The 19379-nt window shown below is 70.6% G+C and carries 19 protein-coding genes; 16 read left to right on the top strand and 3 right to left on the bottom strand.

Features of this window, described 5'->3' with window-relative positions; translation table 11 throughout:
* The first annotated feature begins 261 nt into the window (after window positions 1-261).
* From mbhE to EIL87_RS24145, 13 genes are all read left to right on the top strand, one after another.
* Window positions 262-2622 (top strand): hydrogen gas-evolving membrane-bound hydrogenase subunit E, encoded by a 2361-nt coding sequence (gene mbhE, locus EIL87_RS24205; RefSeq protein ID WP_125092889.1) that lies wholly within the window; start codon window positions 262-264, stop codon window positions 2620-2622.
* A complete protein-coding gene (locus EIL87_RS24200) occupies window positions 2619-3161 on the top strand; it encodes an MnhB domain-containing protein (RefSeq protein WP_125092888.1) in 543 nt (180 codons plus the stop codon). The genes mbhE and EIL87_RS24200 overlap by 4 nt, the downstream gene beginning before the upstream one ends.
* Window positions 3158-3589, top strand: coding sequence for a Na(+)/H(+) antiporter subunit C (locus EIL87_RS24195; protein ID WP_125092887.1), 432 nt, complete (start codon window positions 3158-3160; stop codon window positions 3587-3589). The genes EIL87_RS24200 and EIL87_RS24195 overlap by 4 nt, the downstream gene beginning before the upstream one ends.
* Window positions 3586-5121, top strand: a complete 1536-nt coding sequence (locus EIL87_RS24190; RefSeq protein ID WP_125092886.1) for a Na+/H+ antiporter subunit D — start codon at window positions 3586-3588, stop codon at window positions 5119-5121. The genes EIL87_RS24195 and EIL87_RS24190 overlap by 4 nt, the downstream gene beginning before the upstream one ends.
* Entirely contained in the window at window positions 5114-5662 is a 549-nt protein-coding gene (locus tag EIL87_RS24185) for a Na+/H+ antiporter subunit E (protein WP_233576549.1), read from the top strand. Before EIL87_RS24190 ends, EIL87_RS24185 begins: the two co-directional genes overlap by 8 nt.
* Entirely contained in the window at window positions 5659-5925 is a 267-nt protein-coding gene (locus EIL87_RS24180) for a monovalent cation/H+ antiporter complex subunit F (RefSeq protein WP_125092885.1), read from the top strand. Before EIL87_RS24185 ends, EIL87_RS24180 begins: the two co-directional genes overlap by 4 nt.
* The gene (gene mnhG / locus EIL87_RS24175; protein ID WP_125092884.1) at window positions 5922-6269 is read left to right on the top strand and encodes a monovalent cation/H(+) antiporter subunit G; all 348 of its coding nucleotides are present in this window, start codon (window positions 5922-5924) and stop codon (window positions 6267-6269) included. Before EIL87_RS24180 ends, mnhG begins: the two co-directional genes overlap by 4 nt.
* Before the next feature lie 187 nt (window positions 6270-6456).
* Window positions 6457-6729: a hypothetical protein gene (locus tag EIL87_RS24170; RefSeq protein WP_125092883.1), complete on the top strand. Its 273-nt coding sequence runs from the start codon at window positions 6457-6459 to the stop codon at window positions 6727-6729.
* A 397-nt stretch (window positions 6730-7126) separates the two neighbouring features.
* Entirely contained in the window at window positions 7127-8368 is a 1242-nt protein-coding gene (locus EIL87_RS24165) for an amidohydrolase (protein WP_125092882.1), read from the top strand.
* Window positions 8365-9741: a M20 family metallopeptidase gene (locus EIL87_RS24160; RefSeq protein ID WP_407690572.1), complete on the top strand. Its 1377-nt coding sequence runs from the start codon at window positions 8365-8367 to the stop codon at window positions 9739-9741. Before EIL87_RS24165 ends, EIL87_RS24160 begins: the two co-directional genes overlap by 4 nt.
* A gap of 71 nt (window positions 9742-9812) precedes the next feature.
* On the top strand, window positions 9813-10469 hold the full coding sequence (locus EIL87_RS24155; RefSeq protein ID WP_233576547.1) for a hypothetical protein: 657 nt from the start codon (window positions 9813-9815) through the stop codon (window positions 10467-10469).
* 112 nt (window positions 10470-10581) lie between these two features.
* A complete protein-coding gene (locus tag EIL87_RS24150; RefSeq protein WP_125092881.1) occupies window positions 10582-11262 on the top strand; it encodes an HAD family hydrolase in 681 nt (226 codons plus the stop codon).
* Window positions 11259-12590 (top strand): FGGY-family carbohydrate kinase, encoded by a 1332-nt coding sequence (locus EIL87_RS24145; RefSeq protein WP_125092880.1) that lies wholly within the window; start codon window positions 11259-11261, stop codon window positions 12588-12590. Before EIL87_RS24150 ends, EIL87_RS24145 begins: the two co-directional genes overlap by 4 nt.
* A gap of 157 nt (window positions 12591-12747) precedes the next feature.
* Here the strand turns inward: EIL87_RS24145 and EIL87_RS24140 are convergent, their stop codons facing one another.
* Complete coding sequence (locus EIL87_RS24140; protein ID WP_125092879.1) at window positions 12748-13218, bottom strand: gamma-glutamylcyclotransferase; 471 nt, start codon at window positions 13216-13218, stop codon at window positions 12748-12750.
* Window positions 13219-13499: 281 nt separating this feature from the next.
* On the opposite strand from EIL87_RS24140, the gene EIL87_RS24135 reads away from it, so the two are divergent.
* Together EIL87_RS24135 and EIL87_RS24130 are read left to right on the top strand one after the other, a co-directional pair.
* Window positions 13500-14903 carry an NAD(P)H-quinone dehydrogenase gene (locus EIL87_RS24135; RefSeq protein ID WP_125092878.1) on the top strand — a complete coding sequence of 468 codons (1404 nt, stop codon included), beginning with the start codon at window positions 13500-13502 and terminating at the stop codon, window positions 14901-14903.
* A 32-nt stretch (window positions 14904-14935) separates the two neighbouring features.
* Window positions 14936-15328, top strand: a complete 393-nt coding sequence (locus tag EIL87_RS24130; protein ID WP_125092877.1) for a thiol-disulfide oxidoreductase DCC family protein — start codon at window positions 14936-14938, stop codon at window positions 15326-15328.
* A 459-nt stretch (window positions 15329-15787) separates the two neighbouring features.
* Here EIL87_RS24130 and glpK read toward each other — a convergent pair whose 3' ends face one another.
* Together glpK and EIL87_RS24120 are read right to left on the bottom strand one after the other, a co-directional pair.
* Window positions 15788-17290, bottom strand: coding sequence for a glycerol kinase GlpK (gene glpK / locus EIL87_RS24125; RefSeq protein WP_125092876.1), 1503 nt, complete (start codon window positions 17288-17290; stop codon window positions 15788-15790).
* 19 nt (window positions 17291-17309) lie between these two features.
* On the bottom strand, window positions 17310-18062 hold the full coding sequence (locus tag EIL87_RS24120; RefSeq protein WP_125092875.1) for an MIP/aquaporin family protein: 753 nt from the start codon (window positions 18060-18062) through the stop codon (window positions 17310-17312).
* Window positions 18063-18463: 401 nt separating this feature from the next.
* Here EIL87_RS24120 and EIL87_RS24115 point away from each other — a divergent pair, with 401 nt between their 5' ends.
* Entirely contained in the window at window positions 18464-19291 is an 828-nt protein-coding gene (locus tag EIL87_RS24115; protein WP_125092874.1) for a DeoR/GlpR family DNA-binding transcription regulator, read from the top strand.
* The last annotated feature ends 88 nt before the right edge of the window (window positions 19292-19379 follow it).

Raw genomic sequence — 19379 nt, 5'->3', positions numbered from 1 at the left:
CGTGAACAATCCCACTCGGGAAGATCGTGCAACGGCACCCTTTCAGCCGCGAACGTCATTTCGGCGCAACGAAAGAACGGCTCCCAACGGCCCGAACGCCCCGAGGGGCGGTGTTGGCGCGAAACCCGCTCGTCCGGATAACTTGGCGAGCGGTCGGACCTTCCGGACATGCGGACCCCGAGCGCGCCGCGGTGCGCCGAGCGCGCGGGTGGCGAATGATCAGGTTCGACCGGCAGGACAACAGCGGCGTGAGGAGGTGCCTTGTTCGGCTTCGTCGTCGCGCACCTCGTGGTAGCCGTCCTCCTGCCGCTGGTGGCGCGCCGCAGCACTCGCGCCGCCTTCATGATCGCTGCGATCCCTCCGGCGGCCGCCGCGGCCTGGCTGCTCGCCCGCACCCCGCAGGTGCTGGCCGGCGAGACGGTGACCGAGACCGTGTCCTGGGTGCCGTTGATCGGGCTGGACTTCGGGTTCCGCCTCGACGCCCTCGCGCTGGTGATGACGATCCTCGTCTGCGGCCTGGGCGTGCTGGTGCTGATCTACGCCGACTCCTACTTCGCCCGCGGCCGCGGTGACGCTCGGCGTTCCGCGCCGCTGCTGCTGGCCTTCGCCGGCGCCATGCTCGGGCTCGTCGTTGCCGACGACCTCACCACCGTCTACGTCTTCTGGGAACTGACCACCATCTGCTCCTTCCTGCTGGTCGGTCAGGCGGGCATCAGCCGCGAGTCGCGGCGCTCCGCGCTCCAGGCGTTGATGATCACCAGCCTCGGTGGCCTGGTGATGCTGCTCGGCTTCGTGGTGCTCGGCGAGTCCGCCGGCACCTACCGGATCTCCGAACTGGCCGCCCACCCGCCGTCGGGCACCGCCGTCACGGTGGCCGCGGCGCTCATCCTGGTCGGCGCGTTCACCAAGTCGGCGCAGCTGCCGTTCCACAACTGGCTGCCCGCCGCGATGGTCGCTCCCACCCCGATCAGCGCCTACTTGCACGCGGCCTCGATGGTCAAAGCAGGTGTCTTCCTGGTCGCCCGGCTCGGCCCGGTCCTCGGCGCGCTGCCGGAGTGGCGCTACTCGACGGTCGCGTTCGGGTTGGCCACCATGCTCCTCGGCGGCTGGCGGGCGCTGCACGAGTACGACCTGAAGAAGCTGCTGGCCTACGGCACGGTCAGCCAGCTCGGTTTCCTCATGGTCCTCTTCGGTGCGGGCACCCACGACGCCGCGCTGGCCGGGGCCGCCATGCTGCTCGCGCACGGCCTGTTCAAGGCCACCCTGTTCCTGGTCGTCGGCATGATCGACCACCAGGCGGGCACGCGCGACCTGCGCAAGCTCTCCGCGGTCGGTGCCCGGCAACCGTGGCTCGCCGCGGTCGCCGCGCTGGCCGCCGCCTCGATGGCCGGGTTGCCGCCGATGCTCGGCTTCCTCGGCAAGGAGGCCGCGTTCGGCGCGTTCCTCTACGGCTCGGCGGGGATCGCGGTCGACGTCTTCCTGGTCATCGGCTCGATGCTTACCGTCGCCTACAGCCTGCGCATGTGGTTCGGCGCGTTCGGCACCAAGCAGGGCATCGCGCCCACTCCGGTCAACCCCCCGGAGGTCCAGTCGCTGATCCCGACAGCGCTGCCGGCATTGGGCGGACTCGTGCTGGGCATCGCGTATCCCGTCGCCAACGAGCTCGCCGACAGCTACGCGCAGAACTACGCGTCGATCGGCAAGCCCGCCGAACTCGCGCTGTGGCACGGCCTGAACGTCCCGCTCGCGCTGTCGGTGCTCGCGGTGGCCGGCGGAGTGGTGCTGCACCGGCAGCGCACTCCGCTGACCGCCTGGCGCAACCGGCTCCCCACACCGCTCAACGCCCAGCGCGCCTACGAGCGGATCACCGCGTTGCTGGAACGCGTCGCGGTCGCGGTCACGGCACGGCTGCAGGTGGGTTCGCTGCCCACCTACCTCGGCATCATCCTGGTGACCGTCGTGGTCATCCCCGGGTCGGCGCTGGTCGTCCAGCTCACCGTGCCGGACGACCTGCGCGGCTACGACAACCTGATGCAGCTGCCGCTGGCCCTGGGCGTGGTCGTCGCGGCGCTGGCCGTGCTGGGGGCCCACCGCAGGCTCACCGCCGTGCTGCTGGTGGGCGTCATCGGCTACGGCATCGGTGGGCTGTTCATCGTGGACGGTGCCCCGGACCTCGCGCTGGCCCAGTTCCTGGTCGAGACGCTGACCGTGGTGGCCTTCGTGTTCGTGCTGCGCAGGCTCCCCGAGCGCTTCACGGAGGCCGACTCCTCCAAGGCGATCCGGGCCCCCAAGGCGATCATCGCCACCGCGGCCGGGCTGTTCGTCTCACTAGCGGCGATCGGCTTCAGCTCGGCCCGCCAGGCACCGCCCGAGGCCAGCGGGTACTTCATCACCCACGCCGAGAAGGGCGCCGGGGCGACCAACGTGGTCAACGCGATCATCGTGGACTTCCGCGCCTTCGACACCGTCGGCGAGATCGCCGTGCTGGCGGTGGCCGCGACCGGCGTCGCCAGCCTGATCCTGGCGTCCCGGCACGAACGTCGGCGCCGCACCCAGCAGACGCAGCAGACCCCACAACCCGAGCAGACCCGGCAGCCCCAGCAGCAGGAGGTGCGCAAGTGAGTCCGACGACGACGAGACCGTCCTGGACGAGCTGGGACGCGCCGGCCGAGCGCTGGCTGCTGTCCGGTTTCCGCCGCGAAGGCCAAGCGCGTTCGGTGCTGCTCGAGCTGGCGTCGCGCATCGTGTTCCCGACCGTGCTGGTGCTCTCGCTGTACCTGCTGTTCGCCGGGCACGACCGCGCGGGCGGTGGTTTCTCCGGTGGCCTGGTGGCCGGGCAGGCGTTCCTGCTGCGTCACCTCGCCGGTGGCCGCATGGACGACAGCTCCATCGTGTCGATGCGCCCGCCGGTGCTGATCGGGTCGGGCCTGACGATCGCCTGCGCCTCGGCGTTCCTGCCGCTGCTGTTCGGCGGCCAACTGCTCGAGACCACGATCTACAAGTTCGGCGTGCCGCTGCTCGGTGAGATCAAGTTCGTCAGCAGCATCGTCCTCGACACCGGCGTGTACCTGCTGATCGTGGGCGTGGTGCTGGACCTGCTGCGCACCCTCGGCTCGGGGATCGAGGCGGACGTCGAGGCAGCGGCCAGGGGACTGCAATGACGATCAACCTGACCATCGCCGTCGTCATCGCGGTCCTCTACTCGGTGGGCTTCTACCTGCTCATGCAGCGGTCGCTGATGCGGATCCTGCTGGGCATCGTGGTCCTCGGCCACGGTTCGAACCTGCTGCTGCAGATCGCGGGCGGCCCGCCCGGACGCGCTCCGATGCTCACCACCGCACGCCCGGAGGAGATGACCGATCCGCTGCCGCAGGCCATGGCCCTGACCGCCATCGTGATCACCTTCGCGCTCACGACGTTCCTGCTCGCGCTGGCCTACCGCTCGTGGTCGCTGCTCGGCCACGACGAGGTCCGCGACGACGTCGAGGACCGGCGCATCCAGCGCCTGGAGAAGCGCATGGAGACCCACGAGGACTCCGAGGCCGACGAGGCCGACAGGGACGAACCCGCGGAGGAGGCGGCGCGATGACGGTCCTGGTCGCCCTGCCGGTCCTGCTCCCGCTGGCCGCCGCTGGGCTCTCGCTCGCCCTCGGCCGCTTCGCCGACCTGCAGCGGTTCCTCGGGTTGCTGGTGCTCGGCGCGATCATCGTCGACGCGGCGGTGCTGCTGCACGTCTCCGACCAGAGCGGCCCGATCGTGCTGCAGATGGGCGACTGGCCCGCGCCGTTCGGCATCACCCTGATCGCCGACCGGCTCTCGGCGCTGCTGCTCGTGGTCTCCTCGGTGGTGACCTTCGCGGTGCTGATCTACTCGATCGGTCAGCGCATCACCGACTACGGCCGCGAGCGCTCCAGCACGACGTTCCACCCGATGTACCTGATGCTGTGCGCGGGCGTGTCGCTGGCTTACCTCACCGGTGACCTGTTCAACCTGTTCGTCGCCTTCGAGATCATGCTCAGCTCCTCCTACGTGCTGATCACGCGCCGCACCACCGCCAGCCGGGTGCGGGCGGGCATGACCTACACCATCGTCAGCCTCGCCTCGTCGCTGCTGTTCATCACCATGATCGCGCTGGTCTACGCGTCCACCGGCACGGTCAACCTGGCCGACCTGGGCACCAAGGTCGCCGAGCTGCCGCACGGCCTGCAGGTCGCGCTCGCACTGCTGGTGGTGATCGTGTTCGGCGTCAAAGCCGCGATGGTGCCGCTGCACTTCTGGCTGCCGGACAGCTACCCCACCGCGCCCGCCCCGGTCACCGCCGTGTTCGCCGGGCTGCTGACCAAGGTCGGCATCTACGCGCTGATCCGCACCCAGACGCTGGTGTTCTCGCACGCCGAGAGCTGGGACCTCATGCTCGGCATCGCGCTGATCACCATGATCGTCGGGGCGCTGGGAGCGCTCGCGCAGAACGACCTCAACCGGCTGTTGTCGTTCCTGCTGGTCAGCCACATCGGGTACATGCTGTTCGGCCTCGGCGTCTACGACGTCATCGGCCTGACCGGTGTGATCCTCTACGTGGTCCACCACATCACCGTGCAGGCCACGTTGTTCCTGGTCAGCGGTTTGATCACGCGGCACAGCGGTACGGTGGCGCTGACCCGGATGGGCGGCATGGCCAAGGCGACGCCGCTGATCGCCGTGCTGTTCGCGCTGCCCGCCCTCAGCCTGGCCGGGATCCCGCCGTTCTCCGGCTTCGTCGCCAAGCTCGCGCTGCTGCAGGCCGGTGTCGGCAGCGGCAGCGTCACCGGCTACGCCGTGACCGCGGGCGCGGTGCTGACCAGCCTGCTGAGCCTGTACGCGATGGCGAGGGTGTGGACCCGGGCGTTCTGGGGGCAGGTCAAAGCGCCCGCCCCGGACCCGGACCCGACCGACGAGCTGGTCGTCGGTACCGCGAGCTCCAACCGCCCGATGCTCGCCGCGACGGGCGTGCTGGTGGCCGCGAGCCTGGTGATCGCGTTGGTCGCCGGTCCGCTGGGGGAGATCGCGGGCCGCGCGGCGGGCGATCTGATGCACGGCGAGACCTACCGGACGGCGGTCTTGGGGGGTGGTTCCGGTGGTTGACCGCAGGCCACGGCGTCGGCGGTTGCTGCGCCGCACGCCGCTGGTGCTCTGGCTGACCGCGGTGTGGGTGCTGCTGTGGGGCACCTTCGACGTCGGGACGCTGTTCTTCGGCCTGGTCGTGGCCCTGCTCGTGTCGGTGCTGTTCCCGTCGCCGATGATCCGCACCGGCATGGTGCTGCGCCCGCTGCCCGGGTTGCGGCTGGTCGCCTACCTGGCCTGGGACCTGGTGGTCTCCACGCTCCGGGTGGCCTGGCAGGCGGTCCGCTACCGCCACGCCGCGACGGCGGGCATCGTGGCGGCGCACTTGAGCGTGGACTCCGACCACCTGATCGCGATCATCGCCAGCGGGGTGACGCTGGCGCCGGGCAAGTTCGTGCTGCAGATCGACCGTGCCACCTCCACCTGCTACGTCTACGCGCTGGGGTTCCGGGAGGGCGACGAGGAGTCGGTCCGCCAGGAGATGCGGTTGCTGGAGCGCTTGGTGGTCGACGCGGTCGGTTCTGAAGCGCAGCGCGAGCTCGTGGGGAGGGATGCCGGATGATGTGGGTCTTCGCGGTGTCCTTCGCACTGCTGGCCGTGGCCGCACTGCTGGTGCTGGTCCGGATGCTGCGCGGCAAGACCACGTTGGACCGGATCGTGGCCGTCGACGTCCTGGTGACGCTGCTCGTGGCGGGCACCTGCGTGGGCATGGGCCTGCAGCAGGACGGGTCGAACATCGCGCTGCTGGCCGCGTTCGCGCTGCTGGCCTTCATCGGGTCGATCAGCGCGTCGAAGTTGGTCGAGAAGAAGGAGCCGTACCGATGAGCTGGACGGACGTCTTCTCCGCGATCTGCCTGATCGGTGGCGCGCTCTCCTGCCTGTTCGGCGCCATCGGGTTGCTGACCTTCCCGGACGTGACCGCACGGCTGCAGGCCGCCACCAAGCCGCAGACGCTCGGGCTGGTGCTGATCTTGATCGGGACCGGGGTGCAGCTCGACCTCCGCTACGCGACGGGCCTGCTCCTCGTCGGACTGTTCCAGATGCTCACCTCCCCGGTGCTCTCCCAGCTCGTCGGTCGCGCCGCGTACCGCACCGAGAGCGTCGACCGGAGCACGCTGGTCGTCGACGAACTGGGTGAGCGCATCGATCGTGAACGGGATGTTCGCTGAACCGGCGGTTGTCGCCGGGAGGTCGATCCAGGACTGTCCTCTGAGGTGGCAGTCGACCGTGTCCGATCGCGACGTGTGTTCGATATGATCGACTCCGACCGGAACGAGTGACCCTCGAACGGGGGTTGCGGCACGAGGGCTCGGACATGTCGGTCCTCCAGCGCGACGCGAAGGATGTGGAGCTGTCATGTGGCGGATCGGCCGCCTGTTCGCGGGGTGCGCGATCGGTTTGTCGCTGCTGCTCGCGCCTGTGTCCGCAGCGGTCCCGGCGGAGGCGACCCCGGTCGTCGCGGTGGCCCAGCAGCCGACACCGGACGCCCCCGCGCCGGAGCGGGAGACCCAGGCCGAGCGCAACCAGCGGACCGCGATGGGTGTCGCCGGAGTGGTGCTGATCGGGCTCGTGCTGCTTTCCCGGAAGATGCGCAAGAAGCCCGTGCTCTTCTACGCGAAGAAGAAGTAGAGCGCCCGACGATCAGACCATTCGGCCGGTTTTGCGAATTCGTTCGCTACCAATTTCCGACATGGACTAGACCTGACGCCGAAGCTGTGGGATTTTCACACCTGATCGCGCGTGCGGATCCATTCCACGCGCTTCCTGGGTGAGCAACCCACTCAGTCGTGGGTCGGTGCCGGGAAGCCCCCCGACCGGCACCGGCCCACACCCCGCTCTCCGCTTCGCGGCGCAGTTCCTCCTAGCTGAGCAGCAGAATTGTGCAGGCGCAGGAATGAATGGGAATTCACATTCTTCTGCCCAGCTGAAACACCACCACCCGTTCGGCGCAGCAGGCCGACCGGTGGGCTCCGCGACCTCTGCTCGCGCCGCGCCGGTGATCGGGCTGGTGCAGGATGTACGCAACATGCGTACCACCCCCACCCACGACCGATCCGCGCTGCGCGAGCGCTGCCGCGAGGTCGTGCGCTGGAACGAGGCGGCGCTGACCGGGCTGTCCCGCAGCCTCCACGCCGAGCCCGAAACGGCCTTCGCCGAGCACCGCAGCGCCGCCGAGGTCGCCGCCCTGCTCACCGACCACGGGTTCACCGTTCAGGCCCCGGTCGCCGGCCTCGACACGGCGCTGGTGGCCGAGTTCGGCAGCGGCGACCTCGTCGTCGGCATCTGCGCCGAGTACGACGCGCTGCCGGAGGTCGGCCACGCCTGCGGGCACAACATCATCGCCGCGGCCGCGGTCGGCGCAGCCCTCGCGCTGGCCGACGTCGCCGACGAGGTCGGGCTGACGGTCCGGTTGCTCGGCACCCCTGCCGAGGAGACCGGGGGCGGCAAGGTCCTGATGATGGAGGAGGGGGTGTTCGACGACGTCGCCCTGGCGCTGATGGTGCACCCCGGCCCGGAGGACATCTGCCTCCCCAGCTCGCTGGCCATCACCGACCTCGAGGTCCGCTACACCGGCCGCGCCGCGCACGCCGCCGCAGCGCCCGAGCTCGGCCGCAACGCCGCCGACGCGCTCACCGTCGCGCAGGTCGCGATCGGGCTGCTGCGGCAGCACCTCGAGCCGCAGCAGATGGTGCACGGTATCGTTACGGAGGGTGGCGCGGCGCCGAACATCGTGCCCGCGCGCACCGCGGCGGTCTACAACCTGCGTGCTGCCGAAGAGCGCTCCCTGAAGCGCCTGGAGAACCGCATCCGGGCCTGCTTCGAAGCGGGCGCGACGGCGACCGGCTGTTCGCACGAGATCGTGCAGATCTCGCCGGTCTACGCAGAACTCGCCTGCGACCACTGGTTGTCGGAGGAGTACCGTCGCTCGATCACCGATCTCGGGCGTGAACCGCTCGATCGGAGCACTGAGCGGGGCCGGGTCATCGGCAGCACCGACATGGGCAACGTGACCAAGGCCTTGCCCGCGATCCACCCGATGATCGCGGTGGAATGTGGAGACGCGGTCAACCACCAGGCGGAGTTCGCCGCCGCCTGCGCCACCGCGTCGGCGGACCGAGCGGTCCTCGACGGGGCGGTGGCGATGGCCTGGACCGCGCTGGCGGCCGGGCTGGACGGCACGCAGCGCGAACGGCTGCTCGCCGGCCTCGGGGACCGCGCTCGGAAGGGTTCGACCGAACAGTTCTGCACGTCGGGAGGCGTGGCGTGACCGTGGTGGATTCTCGTGGCCCGGACCCGGGTCAGTCCTCGGACCGTGACGGTTCGACGGTGGCGGCCCAGGAGTGGGCCTCCGCCCAGGCGACGTTGGTGGCTGACGAGCCGATCGGCGCGACCGAAAGCACGATGGCGGACATGGATGCCCGCTTCGAATCCAGTGTGGATTCCGCCGTGCCCGACCTCGGTGCGGGCCGCGGGCCGTCCTGGCTGGACACGTGGCTCGGTGCGAACGCGCACCGGGTCATCGCCTGGCGCCGCCACATCCACGCCCACCCGGAGCTCTCCCGCGGCGAGCACCGCACCACCGCGTTCCTCGCCGACCAGCTCGGCCGGGTCGGCCTGACTCCGCGGCTGCTGCCCATCGGAACCGGCCTGACCTGCGAAATCGAGGGAACCTCACCTGGTCCCACGATCGCGCTGCGCGCCGACATCGACGCGCTGCCGCTCACCGAGGCGACCGGCCTGCCCTACTCCTCCACTGTGGACGGGGTCTCGCACGCCTGCGGCCACGACGCGCACACCACCATCGCGCTCGGCGCCGCGATGGCCCTGGCCACCGCCCCCGACCTGCCCGGACGCGTGCGGATGATCTTCCAGCCGGCCGAGGAGGTCATGCCCGGCGGGGCGCTGGACGTGCTCGCGGCCGGTGTCATCGACGACGTCGACCAGATCTTCGGCCTGCACTGCGACCCGCGGCTGCCCGTGGGCAGCATCGGCACCCGCGTCGGTCCCATCACCTCCGCGAGCGACCTGCTCGAACTGCGGCTCAGCTCGCCGGGCGGGCACACGTCCCGGCCGCACCTGACCGCGGACCTGGTGCACGCCCTGGGCTCGGTGATCACCGGCATGCCCACGTTGCTGTCCCGGCGCGTCGACCCGCGCACCGGCACCGTGCTGACCTGGGGCGCCGTGCACGCCGGCGACGCCCCCAACGCGATCCCGCAGGACGGCGTGCTCACCGGGACGCTGCGCACGGCCGACCGCGACACCTGGGCGAAGCTGGAACCGCTGGTCCACGAGCTGGTGCAGAGCCTGGTCAGCCCGCTGGGCGTCGGTGTCGACCTGCTGCACCGCCGGGGGGTTCCGCCGGTGGTCAACGAGCCCGAGAGCACCCGGGTGATGCGGTCCGCGATCACCGCAGCGCTGGGCGAGCAGGCGCACGCCGACACCCCGCAGTCCTCCGGCGGCGAGGACTTCGGCTGGTACCTGGAGCACGTGCCGGGCTCGTTCGCCCGGCTGGGCGTGCACCCGGGCAGCGGCCGGATCAAGGACCTGCACCAGCCGACCTTCACCCTCGACGAGCGGGCGTTGCTGGTCGGCATCCGCACGATGGTCCACACCGCGCTGCTGGCCCTGGGGAGCTGAAACTTCGCCCGATCGAGGCGCATCCGGGGCGGAGATGTATCTGTGGGCGGGGTTCGCGCCTCCTTCTAGGCATGAGGACGAACATCGACCGCCCGCAGTTCCTGCCCGCTCCTGACTCGCCCGCCCCAGACTCGCCGGCGCCGGTGCCCTGGCACGGCGCGCTGCCACGGGACGACGCCGAACGCCTGCTCGGCAGGACCGAGCTCGCCGACTCCCTGGAGGCCGGTGAGTGGGTGCAGCCGTGGTCCGGTGTGGTGCTGCCCGCGGACCTGGTCCGCGACCCGAAGGCGCGCGCCGCGGCCGCGCTGCTGCGGGCGGGGGACCGCGGGGTGATCTCCGGGCCGACCGCCGTGGCCATGCACGGCTGCGGCCCCGCCGAGGACGCCGTGCACGTCACCGTGCCCTACGACCGCGACCTGCGGTCGCAGGACGACCTCGTGGTGCACCACGCCTGGCTGCGGGAGAGCGACGTCATCGAGCTCGACGGGCTGCGGGTCCTGGCGCTCGACGTGGCGCTGGCCGACGTGCTGTGCACGGGCCCGCAGCGCCGCGCGCTGGACTGCCTGGAGCGTGCCCTGGGGCGGCTCGGGTCGAGCGCCGAGCACTTCAGGGCGCTGGTCGGTGAGCGGCTGACCCGGCGTCGGGACCGGCGCGGCACGCGCACGGCCTTCGCGCTGCTGGAGATCGCGTGGGCCCGGCCGGGCGAGATCGCGGGGGCCGTGCCGTGAGCGCACTGGTAGATATCACATACGAGACTGTTAAATACCTCGACCTCGATGTTATTTTGAGGTCGAAGCGTGACATCTCGGTCCCGGTGGACCGCGAGCGGAAGGACCGGACGTGCCGGAACCGATCGACCTCGTCCTGCTCGACGTGGGCGGGCCCGTCTACGACGACGCCGCTTACCGCGACGCGTTGCTGCGCGCGACCCGCGAGCTCGCCGCCGAGGAGGGCAGCGAGTTCGCCGAGGAGGACTTCCTGCGCCTCTACGACGAACGCAGGCAGGCCCAGGGCGGTTCCCTGCGGACCGCCGTGGCCCAGCGGTTCCTCACCGAGCACGACCGGCGGGAGCTCTCCGACCTGGCCGAGCAGTACTGGGAGTACCCACCGGAAGCCCTGCACGACGACGTGCTGCCGGCCCTGCGCGCGCTCCGCGAGCACTACCGGATCGCGGTGGTGGCCAACCAGCGCTCCGTCGTCGTCGAGGCGCTGCGCCGCGACGGCGTCGCCGAGCACGTCGACGTCTGGGCGATCTCGGAGACCGTCGGCGTGGAGAAGCCCGACCCGCGGATCTTCCAGCACGCCCTCGACGAAGCCGGGGCCCCGGCGTCGCGGGCCGTGCACGTCGGCAACCGCCTCGACACCGACGTTCGCGGTGCCCACCGGCTCGGACTGCGCACGGTGTGGGTGCTGCGCGGCGAAGCGCCACCGGAGCCGACACCGGACCAGCTCGCCGAACCCGACGTCGCGGTGCGCTCGCTGGCCGAACTCCCCGCCGCGCTGGCGAAGCTGTCGTCATGACCGGCGAGCTCGTCGCCGGCGTGGACGTGGCCACCGCCAACGTCCGGGTGCAGGTCCACGACCCGGCGGGCGCTCTGCTGGCCCAGTCCTCCCGGCCGCTGCCTGCCCCGGTGCGCTCGGACGGAGGCCGCTCGGAGCAGGACGCCCGCTCGTGGTGGCCCGCGGTCCGGGACTGCCTCGCGGACTGCACCGCGGACCTGGGGTGGCGCAGCGGTGGGATCACCGCGCTGGCGATCTCGGCGACCTCGGGCACGGTCGTGGCCGTGGACGCGCGCGGCGAACCGGTCGGGCCGGCGCTGATGTACGACGATCGCCGCGCTCGGGTTTCCTGGCTGGCCGAGAACCTGCCCGCAGGTGCCGAGCAGATCTGCCACACGCCCGAGGTGCTCGGGCACCGCCTCGTCGGGCACCCGGTCGCCACCGACACCAGTCACGCGCTCAAGAGCGGCTACGACCCGGTGGCCGGCGCGTGGGCCGCCCAGGCGCCGAGCGGGCTGCTACCACAGGTCGTGCGCCCCACCACGGCTCTCGGCCAGGTGGGGCGGGAGGCGTCGGTGCTCACCGGGCTGCCGGTGGGCTGCGAGGTCCGCGCGGGCATGACCGACGGGTGCGCTGGGCAGCTGGCCACGGGCGCGGTCGACCCGGGACGGTTCGTGACGGTGATGGGCACGACGTTGGTGCTCAAGGGCGTCTCGGAGAAGCTCGTGCACGACCCGGACGGCGTGGTCTACAGCCACCTGCACCCCGAAGGCCGGTGGCTGCCCGGCGGAGCCGCCAACATCGGCGGCTCCGCGCTGTCCGATGTGGACCCCGCGGAACTGCCCGAACTGGACTCCGCAGCTCTCGCGCAGGGCCCGGCGAGCGCGTTGAACTACCCGCTGCGCGGGAAGGGTGAGCGGTTCCCGTTCCGGGCGCCGGACGCCGAGGAGTTCCTGGTCGGCGCGCCGCGGGACCGGGTCGACGAGCACCGCTCGCGCTTGGAGGGCATCGCCTTCTGCGAACGGCTCGCGCTGGAGCGCCTCGCCACGCTGGGCGCGGTCGCCGAGGGGCCCGTCCGCACGGCCGGCGGCGGAGCCCGGAGCACACCCTGGTGCCAGATCAGGGCCACCGTCCTGGGTCGTCCCGTGCTGAGGGTGATGGGCGCGGGCACGGCCCTGGGTGCGGCCCTGCTGGCCGCCACCGGGTCCGTCCACCCCGACCTGAGCACGGCGGCAGCGGCCATGGTGCCCGCAGGGGAACGGGTGGAACCGAACCCCGCCGAACTGGAGGAGCTCGGTTCCGCCTACGAGCGCTTCACCGAGCAGCTGCGTCACCGCGGCTGGCTCTAGGCGAGGGGCAGGAAGGATCCGATGGGCGCCGAAGCAGGTTCTCAGCGGCTTCGTGACGCGCACGCCGTGACGCCGTGTGGTCGGATGCGCGAGGAGCGGTGCCCGGAGTCCGCGGAGCCGCTCAGCCCTGCCACCCGCACCGCCGCTCGGAGCAGGCCTAGGACTCCCGGGGCGAGCCTGGGCCCACGTTGAGGCAGGGACGCTTCCGGAGGTTCTCGACGTAGTCCTCGGGTGCGCCGGCGGCTTCGGCCGCGTCGGCCACGACGCCGAGGTAGCGGGCTGAGGGCAGTCCGCCCTCGTAGGCGTCGAGCACGTACAGCCACGCCAGCACCGGGCCGTCCAGGGTTTGCACCCTCAGCCGCAGCTTCTTGTGCATGCCGAGCTCGGCGCCCTCCCAGTTGTCCAGGTTCTTCTCGTCTTCCGGGCTCACGTCGTAGAGCACCGTGAAGACCTGCGAACCGGGCTGCTCGACGATGGTCGCGAGGGCGCCTTCCCAGCCGTAGTCCTCGCCGCCGAAGGTCAGCCGCCAGTCCATCAGCCAGCCGGTCCCCGCCATCGGGGAATGCGGGGCGCGCTTCAACATCTGGGCCGGATCCATGTTGGATCCGTACGCGGCGTACAGAGGCACGCCCCACAGGGTAGCGATCCGACGGCCGGAAAGCGGCCCGGGCCACGGCACGGAGGTGGGTTTCTGGGCGATCCGTGACCTGCCCCGGTGCGGCGAGCGGCGACGATCACAGGCGGTGTCCGACGCTCGGAGTGGGATTCGCCACGATCACCCATCTCGGGCGGTACCACCCGGTTTGACCGGACCCGTCGCGGCGTACCGTGAGTCCGGCGCCCACCGGTGTGGTCGGTGACCGTCGGCACGGGTGCCCATCGGCCAGATGGACTCAGGAGGAGCGCGTAGTGACCCGCATCGTGATCATGGGAGGCGGCCCGGCGGGCTACGAGGCGGCGTTGGTCGCCGCTTCCAACGGAGCGGACGTCACGCTCGTCGAACCGGAAGGCCTCGGCGGCGCCTGCGTGCTCTACGACTGCGTCCCGTCGAAGACCTTCATCGCCTCCGCCGGTGCGCGCTCGTCCTTCCGCGACGCCCAGGAGCTCGGCATCCGGACGCCCTCCGAGGAGGCCGACGTGGACGTCGCCGTGGTGCACGGGCGGGTCAAGGGTCTGGCGCTGGCGCAGTCCGCCGACATCCGCTCCCGGGTCCGCCGCGAAGGCGTCAAGATCATCCCGGGCCGCGCCCGCTTCACCGACCCGACCCCCGGCATGGCGGTGCACCAGGTCGGCGTCGACCGCGCGGACGGCACCTACGAGGAGCTCACCGCCGACGTCGTGCTGATCGCCACCGGCGCCACGCCCCGGATCCTGCCGGGCGCTGAGCCCGACGGTGAGCGCGTCCTGACCTGGCGGCAGCTCTTCGACCTGCCGGAGATGCCCGAGCACCTGGCCGTCATCGGCTCCGGTGTCACCGGTGTGGAGTTCGCCTCCGCCTACACCGAGATGGGCGTGAAGGTCACCATGATCTCCAGCCGCGACCGCGTGCTGCCGCACGAGGACGCCGACGCGGCCGCGGTGCTCGAAGAGGTGTTCGCCGAGCGTGGCACCGAGGTGGTCAAGCACGCCCGCGCGGAGTCGGTCGAGCGCACCGAGAAGGGCGTGGTCATCCACCTCGCCGACGGACGCCAGGTCGAGGCCAGCCACGCGCTGATGACCGTGGGTTCGGTGCCCAACACCGATGACATCGGTCTGGAGAACGTCGGCATCGAGCCCGGCCGCGGCGGCTACATCGAGGTCGACCGGGTCTCGCGGACCGGCGCACCCGGCATCTACGCGGCGGGTGACTGCACCGGCCTGCTGCTGCTGGCCTCGGTGGCCGGGATGCAGGGGCGCATCGCGATGTGGCACGCGCTGGGCGAGGGCGTCACGCCGATCAAGCTCAAGACCGTCGCCGCGAACGTCTTCACCCACCCCGAGATCGCCACCGTCGGCATCAGCCAGCAGGCCATCGACAGCGGCGAGGTCCCGGCGCGGACCGTGATAATGCCGCTGGCCACCAACCCGCGCGCCAAGATGGAAGGTCTGCGCCGCGGTTTCCTCAAGGTCTTCTGCCGTCCGCAGACCGGTGTGGTCGTCGGCGGCGTGGTGGTCTCGCCGAACGCCAGCGAGTTGATCCTGCCGATTGCCCTCGCGGTCCAGAACCAAGTGACGGTCGACAACCTGGCCAACACCTTCTCGGTGTACCCGTCGCTGTCGGGTTCGCTGACCGAGGCCGGCCGCCTGCTGATGCGCCACGACGACTTGGACTGACGCGGAGCCCTCGACGAGGGACGATGGGCGTCATGACCGAACGTCCGGTGCTCGTCTACGACGGTGACTGCGGTTTCTGCACGCGCAGCGTCCGCCTCGCCGTGCGCCTGCCGGTGCGGATGCGGGTCCAGCCGTGGCAGGAAGCCGACCTCGCCCAGCTGGGCACCACGGAGGAGCGAGCACGCCATGAAGTCCTCTGGATCGACCGGTCGGGCCACGTCTCCGGGGGAGCGGCGGCGGTCGCCGAACTCCTCAAGGCCGCCCGCGCGCCCTGGTCGGTGCTCGGTCGGATCGCCTCGGCTCCGCTGGTGCGCAACCTCGCCGACTTCACCTACCGCTGGGTGGCCGACAACCGCCACCGCCTGCCCGGCACCACCCCGGCCTGCCAGCTCCCACCCGACCAGCGCCCCCGCAGCACGGGCTGACCCCCGACGACCGGCGACGCGAAGTCGGCGGAACTGCGCGATCCGCCTCTGGGAGCCGCCAGTTGCGGAGGGCGAGGTGTCAACTCCCCGAGTACGGGCGAGGTTTCACCGGGAACTGTCCGCATCCCTGGGAGTGGTGCGCGGTTTCACGTGGTGCTGCGGGAGGCCCGGCTCGAGCATTCGCTCTCGGCTCGACGTCGCGTGCTCGGGAGGCCGTTTTCCGGCGGTTGGCGGTGACTCGAGCCCGAGCGAGCATCGTGCCCAGGACTGGACTGCGCAGGAGGCTCAGTTCGAACTGCGCGTCCCCGAGGGGGAGCGTCGACGGAAGCGCTTCCCGGCTCGTGGTGGCGGTGAGGGGACCACCTGGGTTGCGAGGGTTCAGCCGTCTTGGCGGGAACCCCGCTCATGCGAAGGGGTGGAGGTCCCGCTGGAACCTCCACCCCCGCCGCGGAAGTGCGTTCAGTCGACCCAGTCGAAGGTCTTGGTGACCGCCTTCTTCCAGTTCGCGTACTCCTTCTCGCGGACCTCCTCGGTCATCATGGGGTCCCACTGCTTGTCCTTGGCCCAGTTGCTGCGGATGTCCACCTCGCTCTCCCAGAACCCCACTGCGAGCCCGGCCGCGTAGGCGGCACCGAGCGCGGTGGTCTCGTTGACCACGGGCCGGATCACCGGGACGCCGAGGATGTCGGCCTGGAACTGCATCAGCAGCTCGTTGACGACCATGCCGCCGTCGACCTTCAGCGACTTCAGCGGGACGCCGGAGTCGGCGTTCATGGCCTCGATGACCTCGCGGGTCTGGAACGCCGTGGCCTCCAGCACCGCGCGAGCGAGGTTGCCGCGGTTGACGTAGCGGGTGAGGCCGACGATCGCGCCGCGCGCGTCCGAGCGCCAGTGCGGCGCGAACAGACCGGAGAACGCGGGCACGAAGTACGCGCCACCGTTGTCCTCCACGGTGCGGGCGACCTGCTCGATCTCCGGAGCGCTGCCGATCAGGCCGAGGTTGTCCCGCATCCACTGCACCAGCGAGCCGGTGACCGCGATCGAGCCCTCGAGGCAGTAGACCGTGTCGTTGTTGCCGATCTTGTAGCCCACGGTGGTGAGCAGGCCGTTCCGGCTGATGACCCGCTCGGTCCCGGTGTTGAGCAGCACGAAGTTGCCGGTGCCGTAGGTGTTCTTGGCTTCACCGGGCGACAAGCAGGCCTGGCCGAAGGTGGCGGCCTGCTGGTCGCCGAGGATGCCGGCGATCGGGACGCCCGCGAACACGCCGCGCTCCCGGAAGTGCCCGTAGACCTCCGAGGACGAGCGGATCTCCGGCAGCATCGACATCGGGATGCCGATCTCGGCGCAGATGTCCGGGTCCCACTGCAGGGTCTCCAGGTCCATCAGCAACGTGCGGGAGGCGTTGGTCGGATCGGTGACGTGCAGACCACCGTCCGGCCCACCGGTGGAGTTCCACAGCACCCAGGTGTCCATGTTGCCGAACAGCAGCTCGCCCTTCTCGGCGCGCTCCCGGATGCCGTCGACGTTGTCCAGCACCCACTTCACCTTCGGGCCGGAGAAGTAGGTGGCCAGCGGCAGGCCGGTCTTCTCCTGGAAGCGGTTCTGGCCTTCCTCCGCGCCGAGCTGGTTGACGATGGCGTCGGTGCGGGTGTCCTGCCAGACGATCGCGTTGTACACCGGCTTGCCGGTGGCCTTCTCCCAGACGACCGTGGTCTCGCGCTGGTTGGTGATGCCGCAGGCGGCGATGTCCCCGGTGACGAGGTCGGCCGAGGCCAGCGCGCCCGCGCACACCTGCCGGACGTTGTTCCAGATCTCGGTCGGGTCGTGCTCGACCCAGCCGGCCTTCGGGAAGATCTGGCGGTGCTCCTTCTGGTTGACCGCGACCACCCTGCCGCCGCGGTCGAAGATCATGCACCGCGTCGAGGTGGTCCCCTGGTCAATGGCGGCGACGTACGAAGCCATTGTTCAAACCTTCCTTGGTTCAGCTGCTGATGGGCAGGGCGAGGGCGAGCAGGCCCGCCAGCACACCCCCGATGATCGGGCCGGCGATCGGCACCCACGAATATCCCCACTCCGGAGAACCCTTGCCGCGGATGGGCAGGATCGCGTAGGCGATGCGCGGTCCCAGGTCACGAGCCGGGTTGATGGCGTACCCGGTCGGCCCGCCGAGCGAGTTGCCGATGCCGATCACGATGAAGGCGACGGCGGCGTACCCGAGGGCGGCGTTGCCGAAGTCCGGCACTCCCGGGGTGTCGCCGGGGCTGGCCGGCGGGTTGGTGATGATCCACAGGACCAGCACGAAGGTGCCGATGATCTCGGTGACCAGGTTCCACGGAGCGTTCGGCACGGTCGGGCCGGTGCAGAAGATGCCGCGCGTGTCGGCCGGGGCTTCGGTCGTGTCGAACTGCAACTTGTAGGCCGCCCAGCACAGGACCGCGCCCAGGACGGCACCGATGATCTGCGCGAGGATGTAGACCGGGACCTGGCCCCAGCTGACGTCACCGGTGATCGCCAGTCCGAACGTGATCGCCGGGTTGATGTGCGCCCCTGAGGGTTCGGCGATGCTGGCGCCGGCGAAGACCGCGAAGCCCCAGCCGAAGTTCACCAGCAGCCAGCCGCCGCCAACTCCGAGGCTCTTGCTCAGACTCACGTTGGCGACGACGCCGCAACCCATCAACGTGAGTATTGCCGTCCCGAGCAGCTCCCAGAGGAATACCTCGCCAAGACTGGTCATTCTCCCGTTCCCCTCGTGATGCCGCCGTTGGCACAGGCGGGCGTTCGCTGTCTGTCCGACGTGGAGCGAGTCGGGACGGTACTGCCGCATGGCAACACGTGTCCATGCGTGCCGCCAGTCGTGCGCAGCGCATTCGTCTGTACCGCCTAATCCCGACGCTCGGCCGGAGGTAGGGGGAGCGGTGGTGGTCCCGGATGCCGCACTCCGGGACGTGAGGACACCGGTGTCCGGCACGCCGGGATCGACGTCCGATCCCGAGCTACCGATCAACACCTTAATCACAACTCATGTGTGAAAAGAAGCGTTGCGGACCCGTCGAGATGGTGTTTTTATCGAGATGTACGGTGAACGTGCGGTGAGGGCGGCACGGAGCCCCACCCCCGGGAGGCAGGAGCACGCGCATGTCCGGCCGGAGACCGTCCAGCAAGCAGCAGGACCGGCGCCGCAAGATCACCGAGCTGGTGATGGCGGAGGGCACGCTGCGCATCGACGACCTGGTCGCGACCATCGGCGCCAGCGCCATGACCGTGTACCGGGACCTCGCCGACCTGGAGTCCCAAGGGCTGGTGCACCGCAACCGGGGCAACGTCTCGGCGGCCTCGTCGCTGCTCTACGAGGCCGCGTCCGAATACCGGTTGCAGCAGAACCAGGAGGAGAAGGAAGAGCTCGCCCGCGCCGCCGCCGAACTCATCGAGCCCGGCCAGGCGGTGGTGCTCGACGACTCCACGACCGGTGTGCACCTGGCGAGGCTGCTGCCCGAACGCGCGCCCCTGACCGTGGTCACCAACCACCGCGGCGTTTTCGACGAACTGGCCGCCGCCCCCGGGATCAGCCTCATCTGCATCGGAGGCGACTACTTGCCGTGGGCCGACGCGTTCGTCGGTGGCATGGCGCTGGATTCGCTGCGCAACCTGCGCGTCGACCTCGCGATCATGTCGGTCTCGGCGGTGACCGACGGCGTCGGGTGCTACCCGCAGCAGGAGATGGTGCAGATCAAGAAGGCGATGTTGGCCGCCGCCCAGCGCACCGTGCTCTACGTTGACCACACGAAGTTCCAGCGGCGCGCGCTGCACGCGGTCGCCCCGGTCGAGGACTTCGACATCGTCATCGTGGATTCGAAGACACCCGAGGACCAGGTCCGAGTGCTGCGCGAACGAGGCGCGCTCGTCGAACAGGCCCCCGCAACGGCACGCGCTGCGGCGGGCGGGAGCAGTGCAGGTCAGGCATGATGACCACCGAGGTGCGCCACCTGAGCGCAGGTCCGGTTCCGCGTCGGCGGTGGGTTCACAACGGTGGGACGCGATTCGAAGTAGGAGG

Source organism: Saccharopolyspora rhizosphaerae (assembly GCF_003931915.1).
GTDB lineage: Bacteria > Actinomycetota > Actinomycetes > Mycobacteriales > Pseudonocardiaceae > Saccharopolyspora > Saccharopolyspora rhizosphaerae.
Note: the sequence above shows the minus strand (reverse complement) of the source record. Positions and strands in the feature narration are given on the sequence as shown.

Excerpts from the sequence above, each read along its gene's own strand:
- EIL87_RS24195 (WP_125092887.1), top strand. The coding sequence starts at position 3,158 with ATGACGATCAACCTGACCATCGCCGTCGTCATCGCGGTCCTCTACTCG.
- EIL87_RS24190 (WP_125092886.1), top strand. The coding sequence starts at position 3,586 with ATGACGGTCCTGGTCGCCCTGCCGGTCCTGCTCCCGCTGGCCGCCGCT.
- EIL87_RS24180 (WP_125092885.1), top strand. The coding sequence starts at position 5,659 with ATGATGTGGGTCTTCGCGGTGTCCTTCGCACTGCTGGCCGTGGCCGCA.
- mnhG (WP_125092884.1), top strand. The coding sequence starts at position 5,922 with ATGAGCTGGACGGACGTCTTCTCCGCGATCTGCCTGATCGGTGGCGCG.
- EIL87_RS24170 (WP_125092883.1), top strand. The coding sequence starts at position 6,457 with ATGTGGCGGATCGGCCGCCTGTTCGCGGGGTGCGCGATCGGTTTGTCG.
- EIL87_RS24165 (WP_125092882.1), top strand. The coding sequence starts at position 7,127 with ATGCGTACCACCCCCACCCACGACCGATCCGCGCTGCGCGAGCGCTGC.
- EIL87_RS24155 (WP_233576547.1), top strand. The coding sequence starts at position 9,813 with ATGAGGACGAACATCGACCGCCCGCAGTTCCTGCCCGCTCCTGACTCG.
- EIL87_RS24145 (WP_125092880.1), top strand. The coding sequence starts at position 11,259 with ATGACCGGCGAGCTCGTCGCCGGCGTGGACGTGGCCACCGCCAACGTC.
- EIL87_RS24130 (WP_125092877.1), top strand. The coding sequence starts at position 14,936 with ATGACCGAACGTCCGGTGCTCGTCTACGACGGTGACTGCGGTTTCTGC.
- glpK (WP_125092876.1), bottom strand. The coding sequence starts at position 17,290 with ATGGCTTCGTACGTCGCCGCCATTGACCAGGGGACCACCTCGACGCGG.
- EIL87_RS24120 (WP_125092875.1), bottom strand. The coding sequence starts at position 18,062 with ATGACCAGTCTTGGCGAGGTATTCCTCTGGGAGCTGCTCGGGACGGCA.
- EIL87_RS24115 (WP_125092874.1), top strand. The coding sequence starts at position 18,464 with ATGTCCGGCCGGAGACCGTCCAGCAAGCAGCAGGACCGGCGCCGCAAG.